The sequence below is a fragment of the Rheinheimera texasensis genome (assembly GCF_964031785.1).
GTDB classification, from domain to species: domain Bacteria; phylum Pseudomonadota; class Gammaproteobacteria; order Enterobacterales; family Alteromonadaceae; genus Pararheinheimera; species Pararheinheimera texasensis_A.
On record NZ_CAXIRE010000007.1, the window covers coordinates 41,551 to 55,952 of the forward strand.

General features: G+C 55.3%; 9 protein-coding genes. 4 read left to right on the top strand and 5 right to left on the bottom strand.

The features are described from left to right. Window positions 1-83: 83 nt before the first annotated feature. Window positions 84-536: a DUF4826 family protein gene (locus ABNT34_RS00835; RefSeq protein WP_348727909.1), complete on the top strand. Its 453-nt coding sequence runs from the start codon at window positions 84-86 to the stop codon at window positions 534-536. 88 nt (window positions 537-624) lie between these two features. On the opposite strand, the gene ABNT34_RS00840 is transcribed toward ABNT34_RS00835, so the two are convergent. Continuing rightward, the gene (locus ABNT34_RS00840; protein WP_348727911.1) at window positions 625-3,258 is read right to left on the bottom strand and encodes a TonB-dependent receptor; all 2,634 of its coding nucleotides are present in this window, start codon (window positions 3,256-3,258) and stop codon (window positions 625-627) included. Between the two features lie 483 nt (window positions 3,259-3,741). Next, window positions 3,742-5,595 carry a cyanophycinase gene (locus tag ABNT34_RS00845; RefSeq protein ID WP_348727912.1) on the bottom strand — a complete coding sequence of 618 codons (1,854 nt, stop codon included), beginning with the start codon at window positions 5,593-5,595 and terminating at the stop codon, window positions 3,742-3,744. Between the two features lie 398 nt (window positions 5,596-5,993). On the opposite strand from ABNT34_RS00845, the gene yfcC reads away from it, so the two are divergent. From yfcC to ABNT34_RS00860, 3 genes are all read left to right on the top strand, one after another. After that, a complete protein-coding gene (gene yfcC, locus ABNT34_RS00850) occupies window positions 5,994-7,499 on the top strand; it encodes a putative basic amino acid antiporter YfcC (protein ID WP_348727914.1) in 1,506 nt (501 codons plus the stop codon). A gap of 22 nt (window positions 7,500-7,521) precedes the next feature. Further along, window positions 7,522-8,694 carry a beta-aspartyl-peptidase gene (gene iadA, locus ABNT34_RS00855; RefSeq protein ID WP_348727959.1) on the top strand — a complete coding sequence of 391 codons (1,173 nt, stop codon included), beginning with the start codon at window positions 7,522-7,524 and terminating at the stop codon, window positions 8,692-8,694. Between the two features lie 128 nt (window positions 8,695-8,822). Next, window positions 8,823-9,476 carry a response regulator transcription factor gene (locus tag ABNT34_RS00860; protein WP_348727916.1) on the top strand — a complete coding sequence of 218 codons (654 nt, stop codon included), beginning with the start codon at window positions 8,823-8,825 and terminating at the stop codon, window positions 9,474-9,476. A 19-nt stretch (window positions 9,477-9,495) separates the two neighbouring features. Here the strand turns inward: ABNT34_RS00860 and ABNT34_RS00865 are convergent, their stop codons facing one another. From ABNT34_RS00865 to ABNT34_RS00875, 3 genes are all read right to left on the bottom strand, one after another. Then, window positions 9,496-11,358: a PAS domain-containing hybrid sensor histidine kinase/response regulator gene (locus ABNT34_RS00865; RefSeq protein WP_348727918.1), complete on the bottom strand. Its 1,863-nt coding sequence runs from the start codon at window positions 11,356-11,358 to the stop codon at window positions 9,496-9,498. Next, entirely contained in the window at window positions 11,355-12,515 is a 1,161-nt protein-coding gene (gene nosP, locus ABNT34_RS00870) for a nitric oxide-sensing protein NosP (RefSeq protein WP_348727920.1), read from the bottom strand. The genes ABNT34_RS00865 and nosP overlap by 4 nt, the downstream gene beginning before the upstream one ends. Window positions 12,516-12,637: 122 nt before the next feature. Continuing rightward, window positions 12,638-14,158 (bottom strand): aldehyde dehydrogenase family protein, encoded by a 1,521-nt coding sequence (locus ABNT34_RS00875; RefSeq protein ID WP_348727922.1) that lies wholly within the window; start codon window positions 14,156-14,158, stop codon window positions 12,638-12,640. Between the last annotated feature and the right edge of the window lie 244 nt (window positions 14,159-14,402).

The following is a 14,402-nucleotide window of genomic DNA, read 5'->3' on the forward strand; positions in this document are numbered from 1 at the left end:
TGCGTGCCGGCACTTGCCGTAAAGCGCTGTGACAATGACAATAGCGGCTATCACAATGCATAAAACCCAACGGGAGCAATAACATGGAATGGGATGACAGCGCCGATTTCGTCTGGTGTGAACAACAATTTGCCGCAATCGAAGCTTATGTAGCGGCGCAGCAGATCCCGCATGGGCTGATTTGTGACTGGCCGGAATGGTATACCGCGCCGTACGTTGGTTTATGGGTGGTGGAAGATCCGGCCGATCCGGGTTATGCCGGCCACTGGATTTTAGCCGGCGACAGCACCGGTGCCCAGCCGCAGCCGGTGCCTTTTGACCATCTGCCGGCCACAGAACTGGCGGAGCCGCGTGATGCTATGGCTGCTTTTGCCAAACGCTGGGCAGGCCTGGCGGCAAAGGCGCAAAAAGGCGAAAGCTGGCAGGGCAGCCCAAAGCTTTCCGGTGACTTAGCTGCACAGGCCAAACAGCTGAGCCGCCAGGCGCAATTGCTGAGCCTGTGGGCGCAGGATGATGAGTTGTGGGAAGAGGATTGATTCCAGTTTTTTGCCGCATTTAGCTGCAATTTCCCGGCTTTTTAACGAAAAATGGCAGCCGAAGCTGCCATTTTTATGCGCGGTGGACTTAGAACTTCACGGTATAACGCAGCGTCCAGTTACGGCCTAACCAGTCGTGAATCGAGCTGGCATAACCGTTGGTTGGTGATGATGCGTAAGGTGGTTCTTTGTCGGTCAGATTACGCACCGCGAACTGGATATCCTGTTTGTCGGTGATGTTGTAACCGACACTGGCGTTGAGCGTCAGCCAGGATTTGACAGTTTCGTTGTCAAACTTAAAGTCACCATCACCGAGCGAGCTGATGAAGTGTGCGCTTAGGCTGGCATTCCAGTCTTGCAGTTCCCAGTCAACAGCTGCGTCGCCGACAAATTCTGGCCGGGCAATTTCACTGGCACCACTGAGTTTACCCAGCAAATCTTCGGCCGGGTCGTCGGCAGTCAGCTGACGTTCGTAGCTCAAAGTGCGGGTGCCGGCTAAGGTCAGGTTAAAACGACCGGCGCTGCTGTCAAAGCCGTATTTGATTTTGGCGTCGATACCGTCAGTTTCTTGTGCACCCACGTTAAAGAAACCGGTACGCAGGAATACCAAATCCCCGCCGGCATCTTTGACACAGCCAAAGGCACCGTTCAGGGCTGCTTCGCTCGTTACAGTCGGTGCTGTGCCGGCAAGACAGGCTTTTAATGTGGTGTTGGCATCAACATCAACAATATCGGTGTGTTCGTAACGCCAGTAATCTAACGTGATATTAAAATCGTCGGTCAGGTTCCACGACACACCGGCGTTCCAGGCTTCGGAGCTTTCCGCATCCAGGCCACGGTTGCCCAGTGTTTCCTGATCAAATTCCAGTTCACCGGCCTGAGCACCGAAGCTGCCGCACAAACCGTTATAAGGTTTACCGCTGCCGCAATCGATATAGTTAGAACCTAATGAAGTACCGGCACCGAGTTCAGACAAAGACGGTGCGCGGAAACCGGTGCTCCAGCTGGCGCGCAGGATCACATCATCTGTGGCTTTGTAACGCAGCGAGATTTTCGGGTTGGTGTCGCCGCCAAAATCACTGTAATGGTCATAACGCAGCGCGGTGATCGCATCGAGTTGTTCGGTCAATGGCAGGTTAAATTCAGCGTAACCGGCATATTGGGTGCGGTCCGCAGCAGCATCGCTGGCACCTAAAGTACTGACTAAACCTTGCTGGGCGACCAAAGCCGGCCGGTCGAAGATATCTTCGCTGCGCCATTCACCACCAAATACCGCGCTGATGGGGCCGGCTGGCAATTCACCGAGCTGACCACTTAAGTTAAAGTCCCAGGATTTGACGTCCGATTCACCGACGCGCGGCGCCAGTTCGCGCAGGCTGGTCAGCACTTCAGGCTTAGTGTCGCGGCCTAAATTAAACGGATTAAACTGGCCGCTGGCTGTGGCCGCAGCGACGCGATCCAGATTGTAATAGCCACTGGTATGCAACACTTCATTGTCGGATTTACCGATAGTCGCAGCCGTTTCCCAGCGCCAGCTATCGCTGCTGCCAAACAAAGTGGTTTCACCGCGAAGGCCAGCCAGCAGGCGGTAGCTGTTGCTGTCATATTGCTGCATCCGTACTTCCGGATAACGCGAACGGATGCGGATGGTGCCGGCTGAGCCATTTTTGGCGTCAATGTCACGGGCCCATTGCGGCACTGAACTCAATGTTCCCGGCACTCGCAAGTCAAAAGAGCCGGCTGAATCATAGGAATGGCCGCTGTTTTGCTGGTACATGGCTTCGACAAACAACTCTTTGTCACCGCCGAGGCGATAGATATGGTTCAGCGTGGCACCGAGGTTTTTGCTGTCCGGCTGAATAGCGCGCTCCATGACATAGTCGTACTGGCAACGTGTGCCGCCGTTACTGGTTGCGCTGCCGCACCAGGGTTCGGCGTAATCTTTGCCGTCGATGGTGACGCGGGTTGACGACAGGAAGGTGACGTCAATTGGCCGGTCGGTATTCATCAGCGCATCGCGTTTGAAATAATCCAGCACCAGCGTGGTGTTGGAGTTTTCCGTGGCAAAACCGCCGGTGTAAGTGAAATTCTGCCGGCTGAAATCACTGTCAGCAGTGTCATCGCCATACATGGCGCTGATCTCCTGGCCTTCGTAATCTTTTTTCAGGATAAAGTTGATGACGCCGGCGATGGCATCAGAGCCATAGACCGAAGCGGCGCCGTCGGTCAGCACGTCGATGCGTTCAATCGCTGCCATCGGAATGGCGTTGACGTTGACAAAAGCATCAAAGCCGTTCGAGAAAGAATCAACCGCCACGCGACGGCCATTCACCAGCACCAGTGTGGAACTCGAGCCCAGGCCGCGTAAACTGACGCCGGCGGCGCCCGGTGGTGTGCCATCGGAACCACCGACATTGCCGTTTTCAGTGAAAGTGCCGGCGCTGGCGGCTTGTGGCAGGTCACGCAGGAAGCTGGCGACATTGTCGTAGCCTTTGTTAATCAACTCATCGGCGGTAAACACCTGCAGTGGATTGGCACCTTCCATGTCGACGCCTTTGAGGCGCGAGCCTGTGACTTCAATTTTTTCGATTTTTTTCTCGGCATCTAGCTCTGCTGTGCCAGTCGCCGGTGCTTGTTGGGCTTGCGTGCTGAAAGCCAGCAACAGGGCGCTGCACAGGGCTGATTTACGGATTTTCGCTGCCGGTGATGTCGTTGTGTTCATGGGTATTCCTCTGGATCAAAATGTTGCTTCAAAGCAATCTGGTTGACGTTGTGCAAAAAACGACGCAGAGGGGCCGCACAGGCAGATCCGGAGTGACACGCTCGGACAGATCATCAATAACCACGGACTGCCATTGCAGGGAGTGTGCAAAAACAGGCGAATTATTGCCGTAAAGCCGGGATCTGTGGGGCGTCCCTCTGCGTCAGGCAGAGGGGTGGCTAATTATTAAACCACTCGGACAGGTAGTAAGGAGAGTAACGGTAGTTGCTCAGGTTGACTGCGCATTTCAACATAACTCTCCTCCTTTGGGTTTGGCAGCGGCGCAACATTGAAGCGGCAGCTGACCTGGGGTTATTCGGGGCTATTCGGGTTTTAGCAGGTCCAACCGGACCAGCACAGCCGGAAAATCGGCTTGCTTTTCAAACTGTCTGATCCGGCAAAAACTGTCAAGCGGTTTTTTTTCACGCTGCAGGCACTGAACGCTTAGCGATTGATCTGCAGATAAAAATTCTGATAAGAGCAATAATCTGCCGCCGGCGTTACCTGCGAATAAGTGCCAAATACAGCCCGGCTGTCGGCTTGTTGCAGCAGCACTAGCTGGGCTTTTTCTGCTTGTCCTTCGGCGCGGGGCTGCCCGCTTTGGCACAGTTGCAACGCCAGTTGCCGGTAGTGATCACCACGCAGAATGTCGTCTTTTTTCAGCACTGCAGGCTGGTTCTGCTGCTGCATCACCGGCTTTTTCCACGGCGCAAACATCACCTTCAGCTGGCCTTGTTGCAGCAACGCCTGGTCGTCGCGGCTCAGGTAGTGCGTGCGCACACCGCTGATGGTCCAATCCGCGCCGCTGCCTTTGGCCTTAGCGCCGGCAAGGTCGGCGATAAACACACCTGAGGCGCCAAGTACGGCAAAGCGGGCATTGTTGGGTGCTGTCGGATTTAAACCAACCAGCAAGGCTGTGGCTTCATCGACGCCAAAACCGTAGCGGGTTTGTGTATCGCTGAGTAGCCTTACCAGCCGGGCTTCGCGGCCGCGCTCAGAAAAATGCGTGTCGGTGACACCAAAGGGGAATAAACCCAGGCCACCCTGGGCGCGGTAGGTCAGCTGATCTTCGGTCAGTTCTGCCGGGCAGCTGTGGTTTTTCTCGCAACCTGCGAGCGGTGCCTCTGCCGCCACAGCGCCGCTTTGCAGCGCCTGAGTGCTGCTGCCATTGCTAATCATCGGCAGGGGTTTTTGACCCGCATTTGCGCCAGCCTGCACCGCAGTGCCGGCGCTGGTGCCGGCGACAATCAGCTTGCCAGCCTGCAGCCGGGCTGTGATGGCCTTGAGTTCCGGGCTGGCGCTGCCGTCTGGCAGGCGCAGCGCTTGTAGCGTCAGGCTTTGGTCGCCGCCGTTAAAAAAGATCGCATCGGCTTGCTCAATTTGCGCGATGGCAGCAGCCGGGCCTTGCTGGCAAAAAGCCTGCAGCTTGGCGAATAAATCCGGATAGACCGCCGCACGGTTGTAGCTGCCATGGATGTCAGCAAGGTATTGGGCTAACTGATCGCAACTGGCTGTGCCGGCGGTTTTTTGCTGCTGTGCCGCCTGATAGGCAGCGTTTAGCGGTAACCAGCGCGCCTCGGCACCGGTCTCGGCAAAAGCGCTTTGGTAAAAATCTACCGCGGACAGCGGGTCACGGCTGGAGGCCGTCACTACTAAAACCACAGGTTTCCCTGGTTTTTGCCGCACTTTGCCTGCCAGTTCAGTGATTTTCTGGTAGATTTCGACGCTGAACGGGTCTTTGGTCTGTGCCAGACTGGCCTGTTCAGGTTGGCGTTGTGATTTTTCCGACTGCTGATTTGCTAAAAACTGTTTGCCTAAAAGCTGCGGCTGCTGCAACAGGTCAAACATCAGGTTCAGCTCCAGCTCCGACAGCTGCTGGTACAGAGTTTCGCCGCTGATGCTTTGACCGGCCAGTTCAACTTTGGCCAGCCGTAAGCGCTGGCGCAGTTCGTCTTCAGTCATGGCCTTGGTGCCAAAATCCAGCAACAGCTGACTGAGGATAGCTTGTGTCTGCTGGCGTGTTTCAGCCCGGCTTTGTGGCCACACCGCGGATTGGCTGATGTCACGGATGCGGGGCAGGCTGAGTGCATAGATTTCGCTGCTTTTGGCGTTGGCGGCAAACTGCGGGTTGTCCGTACAGGCTGAGCGACTTTGCGAGCTGCAGGTATGCAGACCACCACCGACTAATACCATTGAATATTCAGGAAATTGTGGCGTCGCGGCAGCCACCGGTGCGGCGCCGCAAAGCGCGAGCGCTGGCAGCAGTTTCGGGAAAACTTGGCTCAGAGATTGTTTCATTGTGAGGTCCATGTAGCTGAGGTTTATTTACTAATACGCCGGTCGCCGCAGCAAAATCCAGTAGTTTTTTTGGCCGGCGTTGCTTGACTTCCACCGGTTAAATCAGTATTTCTGAAAAAGGACAGCCTTGCTGTCACCCATTTTCCCCAGTTCTTTTGGTAGCGATATGCTGAAAAATGCCTTTGCTTTAAGCTCATATCACTACTCGTCCTACTACCTGTCGGAGTGGTTTAACGAGTAGATCTCAGCCAGACATCCGGTGTCTGGCTGGCGTCTGTTGCGCCACCTCCAATTGTCACACGCAGTTTGCGCCCGAAAGGTTTTGCTGAAAAACGCTGTGTGCTGATCTGAATATTTATCGGCCGGGCTGTTTGCGGCCGTCATTCGCAGGTGAAGTTATGTCTGTTCAACCTCAAGCCTCGCCGTCTACATCCACGTCAGCGTCGTCGATGCCGGATGCTATGGTGATCCTGTTTTTTATCATGGTGCTGGCAGCAATTGCTTCGCATTTGATCCCGGCGGGTTCCTTTCAGCTACTGGAACCAGCGCCTGTGGTGCAAGGCGCTGCCAAAGTCACCGGCAAGCTCGACCCAAATAGTTTCCAATTTGCCGAAAACAGCGGGGGCGGTGTACCGCTGTTTGCTGAAGGCGGCGGTATCGGTTTTTTTAATTATGCCTTTGAGGGCCTGGTGTCGGGCAATAAGTGGGGCTCGGCGGTGGGCGTCGTGATGTTTATCCTGCTGACCGGTGGCGCCTTTGGCATCCTGATGAAAACCGGCGCTATTCACAATGGCATACTGGCGCTGATCCGGCGTACACAGAATCTGCAGTTCTTGTTTATCCCTTTGTTATTTTTACTGTTTTCACTCGGTGGTGCTGTGTTTGGCATGGGTGAAGAGGCGATTGCTTTTTGCATCATCCTGCTGCCGCTGCTGCTGGCCTTAGGCTACGACGCTATCACCACAGTGCTGGTCACTTATGTCGCGACCCAAATCGGTTTTGCTACTTCCTGGATGAATCCGTTTAACGTGGCAATAGCCCAGGGTATTGCCGAGATCCCGCTGTTTTCCGGCCAGGAACTGCGCACGGGCATGTGGGCGCTGTTTACGCTGTTTGGGCTGGTGTTCACGATGCGCTACGCCGCCAAAATCAAAGCCAATCCGGCGCTGTCGTTAAGTTATCACTCTGATTTACGCCAGCGCAACCAGCATAGCGCGCAGGTGGTCAGTCAATATCAGCTGTTGGACTCCGTGATCCTACTGGCTTTTTTTGCCGGTCTTGGCTGGATCATCTGGGGCGTCACCAGCTGCGCATATTACATCCCGGAAATTGCCAGCCAGTTTTTCACTATTGGCATCGTGATTGGTGCCATCGCCGTCATTGGCCGGCGCATGTCGGTGAACGATGTCGCCGACGGTTTTAAACAAGGTGCCGCTGAATTACTGCCGGCGGCGATGATTGTCGGTATGGCCAAAGGCATGTTGCTGCTGCTCGGTGGTGGCGACCCGCAAACGCCGTCGGTACTCAATACGCTGCTGTATTATTCGGCGCAGTCGCTGCAGGATTTACCGGTCTATTTATCCGCCTGGCTGATGCTGGTGGTGCAGTCGGTGATTAATTTTTTTGTTTCCTCCGGCTCAGGTCAGGCCGCCTTAACCATGCCGTTGATTGCGCCTTTGGCGGATTTGATTGGTCTGTCGCGTCAGACCGCAGTGCTGGCGTTTCAGCTTGGCGATGGCCTGACCAACTGCATCATTCCAACTTCTGCCGCCTTGATTGGTTGCCTTGGTGCAGTGCGGCTCGACTGGACCATCTGGCTGCGTTTTGTCTGGCGGCTGCAGCTGTATCTGTTTGGATTGGCCAGCGTCTTTATGCTGCTTGCTGTCGCCACGCATTATCAGTAAAAAGGATTGGACTGTGAACTCTATGCTTCTGTTGAAAAACGCTGAACTGATGGCGCCACAGCCGCTGGGCCGACAGGATGTGCTGGTGGCCGGTAACCGGATTGTCGCCATAGGCCAGGATTTTAATCTGTCTGGCAGCAATGTGCCTGTGACTGTTTTTGATGCTGCGGACTATTACTTAACGCCGGGTTTGGTTGATTCGCTGGTGCATTTTATCGGTGGTGGCGGTGAAGGTGGCTTTGCCACCCGCACGCCGGAAATGCAGTTAACCGACGCCACGCTGGGCGGTGTCACCACCGCTATTGGCGTACTTGGCACTGACGCCACCACGCGCACTTTAACCAACCTGCTGGCCAAGGCCCATGCGCTGGAGGCTGAGGGCATCAGCACTTATTGCCATACCGGTTCTTATGAAATCCCGTGCCGGACGCTGACGGGCAGCATCACCGACGATTTGATTCTGATCGACAAGTTTATTGGTGTCGGTGAGATTGCCATCAGCGATCATCGTTCGTCGCAGCCGACCAGCGAAGAAATTCGCAAAGTGGCGGCGGCAGCGCGGGTCGGCGGTATGTTAGCCGGCAAAAGTGGTGTGGTCAGCGTGCATGTTGGTGCCGGCGAACGGATGTTGCAGCCACTCTATCAGGCGGTTAGCGGTACTGAGCTGAAACTAAAGCAGTTTTATCCGACCCATATCAACCGCAATCGCCGTATCTTTGAAGCCGGCATTGAGTTTGCCAAAAAAGGTGGTGTCATCGATTTTACCACCAGCACCACAGCTTATGATTTGCAGCACGGCGAAGTCGCAGCCGCGGCGGCGCTGGCTGAAGCGCTGTATCTCGGCATTGCACCGCTGCAGCTGACATTAAGTTCGGACGGCAATGCCAGTTTGCCGATTTTTAACGCCGACGGTGAATTACAGGGTTTACAGGTGGGGCAGGTACGGAGTCTGTTTGACAGTCTGCTTGATGCAGTCCAGCGCCACCATGTCCCGCTGGCGCATGCCTTAACTGCGGTGACGGCAGCGCCGGCGACTGTGCTCGGCCTGGCGCAAAAAGGCCGTGTCGAACCAGGCCTGGATGCCGACTTGCTGTTGCTGCGCCGGGATGATTTGCAGCTCGACTCCGTGATAGCCAAAGGCCGCTTGTTGGTGCAGGGCGGACAAGCGCTGGTGAAAGGTACTTTTGAGCGCTGAAACTCAGCATACCATACACCTGCCTATAGATGGCGGCCGGCACAGACCGGCTGCTTGCACAAAACCGCGTCAGTCTTTACTCTGCTGTTTGCCCTATTCAAAGCTGACTTTTGCCTAAAGCTGAGCCCATGCAATATATCTGTATAGCCGATGATCACCCGCTGTATCGTGATGCGCTGAAAGACGTGCTGAATCAGCATTTCACTGCGCTGAGCGTGCTCGAAGCCGGCTCGCTGGCGCAAGTGCAGCAGTTGGCTGCAGCTTATCCGGCGCTGGAATTTATTCTGCTCGATTTAAATATGCCGGGTATGGCCGGACTCAACGGCTTAGTGCAGTTACGTCAGCAGTTCCCACAGATCGCAGTCGCGATGTTGTCAGCCGAGGATGACAAACAAACGGTATTGCAGGCGATGGCGTTTGGCGCCGCCGGCTTTATTTCCAAAGCGGCTGGCCGGCAGCAACTGGTCAGTGCGCTGAAGCAGCTGCTCAATGGCGACATTTATCTGCCGGCGGATACCTTCCGCCAACATGTGGCGCCCGGCAACAGCCCGATCGAACATAAAGCTGAGCAGGCATTGTTACGTGGTCTGACCAAAAAACAAATCAAAGTATTGCAGCGCATGGTCAGTGGCGAATCAAACAAACAAATCGCCGACGCGCTGTGTATCGCTGAAACCACAGTCAAAGCGCATGTTTCTGCCGTGCTGGCCAAACTCGGCGTGCCAAGCCGGGTGCAGGCCATTTTGCTGGCGCGGGATCTCGATTTCAGTCTGTATCTGTAGTTGCAGCTCAGCTAAAAACTCAAACACCCAACAACAAATGGCGCAGCATGCTTTTTAGCTGCAGCGGCCGCACCGGTTTATACAGCAGCTGATACCCCTGTTGCTTCAGTTCCATGGCGAGTTGCTGCTGGCTATTGGCGGTGATCATTAGCACCGGCAATTCAGCAAAACCAGTCTGACTTTTTAATTGTTGCGCCACAGTGGTGCCAAGCAGTCCATCCGCCAGTTGATAATCAACAATCAGCAAATCGGGTTTTGCCTTTGCGGTAAAAGCAGCGGTGTCGGCCCCGCTTTGTACCTGATACCCCCAGCTGGTTAATAAGGTATCCATGGCCTGACAAATGGTTGCGTCGTTGTCGATGACCCAGATGCTGGCGTTTGCTTTATCCATGGCGGGTAATATCAGCTGCGATAACACTGGCTCTGGTTTCGCGACAGGCAACTGTAATGCAAACACCGAACCGCGGTTCAGTTCGGACTGCACCCGCAGCGGATGCGCCAATAACCGGCATAAACGCTCGACAATAGCGAGGCCAAGGCCTAAGCCTGCTTCAGTGGCGCGGCTTTGCGGCAGGCGCTGAAATTCCTGAAAAATCAGCTCAAGATGTTCATCAGCAATGCCAACGCCGCTGTCGAGCACCTGAATTTCCGCCTTGTCGCCCCGTCGGCGGCAGCCGAGCAACACCGAGCCGCCGGGCGGGGTATACCGCAAGGCATTGGTCAGCAGATTGCGTAAAATCCGTGTCAGCCAGGCCGGGTCTGTCTGCACTGTGGCACTGGTGGTGACAAAACGAAAACGCAGGCCTTTGCTGGCCGCCAAGGCGGCAAACTCGCTGGCCAGCGCTGCTAACAAAGGCCCAAGCGCTACGCTGCTGCGATCGGGTTGCAACTGGCCGGCGTCCAGTTTGGATAAATCCACCAGGGTGCGCAGTAAATCACCAACATCATCCAGCGCCCGACCGGCCGACAACACCAGCTGTTGCTGGTTGTGCCCGAGCTGCTGTTCCAGTAGAGCGCCATTAAACAGCCGTGCCGCGTTGAGCGGCTGTAATACATCGTGGCTGACTGCGGCCAGTAACTGGCTTTTTGACTGATTGGCCTGTTCGGCGGTGGCAGTGGCGGCGCGTAATTGTTGGTTTAGTGTGGTCAGCGCGGCGGTGCGTTCAGCGACGCGTTGTTCCAGGTGTAAATTGGCCTGGCGCAGGGCCTCTGAGGTGCGTTTACGCTCCGTGATGTCGCGGTTTAATACAAAGAAACCGCTGATTTGTTGTTGCTCGTCGCGATGCGGCACATAAGTCTTCAGCAAATGCCGCCACTCACCGCCGGCATTTTTCTCGTCAATTTCAAACACAACTTGCTCGCCGCTTAATACCTGCAGCACATAAGGCGCGAGCCGTGCTGCGCCTTGCGGGCCATGCGCGGCGTCCAAAGTCTGATTTAATAAACTGCCGCTTGGTACGCCATAAAAGTCGTCGTAACCGCGGTTGGTAAACAGATAAATCCCGGCCGCCGACAGATAAGCAATCATCGCCGGCACATGGTCGGTAATAGTGCGGATCCAGCGCTCGCTTTGCGCCAGTGTTTCCGAATAACGCACCGAGCGGCGCAGCTCGTCATAAGCGCGCGACAGCTCAGCGGTGCGTTCCCGCACTTGTTCGGCCAGCACGGCAGCATGTTGAAAGGCGGCATAAGGTCCGGTGTGCACGGCGTTTTGGCCGGCTTCGACGCGCTCGATCAGCGCCTGATTGATTTTGCGCAGCTTTTGGTTTTCCGCCTGCAGCGCCAACAGCTGCTGCTCAATAGCAGAGTCAGGCCCGGCGTCATTCCCAGTGTCTGGCCCGGCGTTTGGCACAGCTTGTTGCGAAGATGGCGTTGTTGTCATGGTGCTCTGTCCACAGGCTTGGCGATCACCACGCCGGTGAAGGTTTGATTCAGGTGCACGCCCTGAAAATGCTCGCCATAAGTGTTAAAACCAAATACGCGATGGGCGCGGAAAAATTCTGACGCCTGCGGCAAACTGTGGCGCTCGGCGCTTTCCAGCCGGCGCAGCACACAGTCGCAGCCGATAGTAATGAGCGGTTCACCGATGCGCTGTTCAATGTCGGCAAAGCGTTGTTGTAAGTCCGGCAAAATCGGTTGTGGCTGCATCGTCGTCAGCACAGCACCAAGCCCGACGGCGCAATAAAAGGTCAGGCTGCCGTCCGGATTGACGCGCTGAATAGAACGGACGTAATAGTCTTTGCCGATTTTCACCGCCAACGGATGCATGGCAAAGACAGTGGCATTGAGGTCTGTGACGCTACAACCTATGGCCGCAGCATAGGCGAGGGCGGCAGGTTCTGCGTTAAGCTCCAGCACAGTGCGCATGTCGGAGGTGGCTGCCGTGACCACCAGTTTGTCGGTCAGCGCGCTGACGTGGTGGGTACTGAATACCTCAAATGGCAGTGTGGTGTGCAGCATAATGACAGCGGCAGCGCCCTGATAAAACCGGCCATTGGCAAAAATATGGGTGGCGCTGAGCAGGTTGTCGTCACCGGCTGAACCGCCAAAATGAGGGATATTACCCAGCGCCGCTTCAAGTGCCAGCAATACCATTTCTTCCTGCGCGGATAAGCCATCGAGCAAAGTCAGTACAAAAGGCCGGGCTTTTTGCAGATCCTGCAGTTTATGGTGCAGCTTATGTTGCAATAAGGCATCGACCAGCTTTTGTGCCTGCAATAAATCAAAAGCGGCCAAATCTTCAATACAGGCCAGCGCCACCTGAAAATGGCTGGCGCTGAACGCCAAAGCGCAAATAGTGCCCTGGTCGTAGCCGCGTGGTGTGATTTCACCGGCCGTGGTGCAGCCGGCGAGAGTGACGCCGGTAAAATGCCGGGCAAAGGCTTGTTCCAGCGCAGGCCGGTCATATTCGGCGGAGCAAAAAAACAACACAAAGCCGGGTTCGGGCGGCAGCAGTTGTGCGGCGAGTTCAGCCACCGCCTGATTGGCATCGGGCGCGGCAGACATGGCGGCAACAATGGGGTCGGAACAGGCAGACATAATTTCGCCTAAAGCTGGCCTGGACGGCAGGCATGTACCGGATTGTAGGGCGAATTTCTTGCCGCAGGCAAGCCGGACCCAAGTCCGGCTTGCCTGCGTAGATTAAAGTCAAAAAGCCGGGCTTAGAAAAAGCCCAGTGGATTGACGTCATAACTGATCAGCAGGTTTTTGGTTTGCTGATAGTGATTGAGCATCATTTTGTGTGTTTCGCGACCGACGCCGGATTTTTTGTAACCCCCAAAAGCGGCATGCGCCGGATAATGGTGGTAACAGTTGGTCCAGACGCGGCCGGCTTCAATACCACGGCCCATGCGGTAAGCGCGGTTCATGTCGCGGGTCCAGACGCCTGCTCCTAAGCCAAATTCAGAGTCATTGGCGATCGCCAGCGCTTCGGCTTCAGTTTTAAAAGTGGTGACGGCGACCACAGGGCCAAAGATCTCTTCCTGGAACACCCGCATTTTGTTGTGGCCTTTGAGCAGGGTCGGCTGCACGTAAAATCCGCCGTTCAGACCATCGCCGAGCGCTTCTTTATCACCGCCAATCAATACCTGCGCGCCTTCTTCGCGGCCAATGGTCAGGTAGCTCATGATTTTGTCAAATTGCTGGGCCGATGCCTGCGCGCCGACCATCACTTCGGTATCCAGCGGATTACCGCGTTTGATGGCTTTGGTGCGCTCAATGACTTTGGCAATAAATGCATCGTAGATGCTTTCATCCACTAACAAACGGGACGGACAAGTGCAGACTTCGCCCTGGTTAAAAAACGCCAGCACCACGCCTTCAATACATTTGCTTAAGTAACTGTCTTCAAAATTCATCACATCGGCAAAGAAGATGTTCGGTGATTTACCGCCCAGTTCAACCGTCGACGGGATGATGTTTTCGGCGGCGCATTTGAGGATATGTGAACCTGTTGGTGTCGAGCCGGTAAAGGCAATTTTAGCGATGCGTTTGCTGGTGGCCAGCGCTTCACCGGCTTCGCGGCCATAGCCGTTGACGACGTTCAGCACGCCGGCTGGCAGTAAATCTTCAATAATTTCAATGAATTTTAAGATAGACCACGGCGTTTGTTCGGCCGGTTTTAACACTACGCAGTTGCCGGCAGCGAGTGCCGGAGCCAGTTTCCAGGCGGCCATCAGCAGCGGGAAATTCCATGGAATAATCTGACCGACGACACCGAGCGGTTCATGGAAATGATAAGCCACAGTGTGTTGGTCAATTTCACCGATACTGCCTTCCTGCGCGCGGATTGCACCGGCAAAATAACGGAAATGATCGACAGCAAGCGGCACGTCGGCATTTAAAGTTTCGCGCACTGCTTTGCCGTTGTCCCAGGTTTCGGCGACGGCGATTTGCTCCAGATGTTGCTCCAGCCGGTCGGCGATTTTCAGCAGTAAATTCGAACGGAAAGTGACAGAAGTGGCGCCCCAGCTGGCTTTGGCGGCGTGGGCGGCGTCCAGCGCCAGCTCAATATCTTCGGCAGTGGAACGCGGGATTTGGCAAAACGGCAGGCCGGTTACCGGTGAAATATTGTCAAAATACTGGCCTTTGACCGGCGCCAGCCATTGGCCGCCAATGAAATTACCATATTGTGTTTTAACGGTTACAAGGGCGCCGTCTTGCCCTGGATTTGCATAAATCATCATCTACCCCGTGGATTTGTTGTTATGGTCAGCAGGCGTATGCCCTCTGCCTTGTCACCACCGATGTTATGCCTGCCGCCCGGCGCCGAACATTCGTCGGACGGACAGAAAAACCAGTACTAAAGTCGTAATTTTGCCGGCGGGTGCCAACATCGCGCTGTGGCAGGGCAAAGCAGCGGCCTGTTCGCTTGCAATCAGAGGTGATTCCTCTACATTGGTTTGGTAGACCCAGTGCACTGCACAG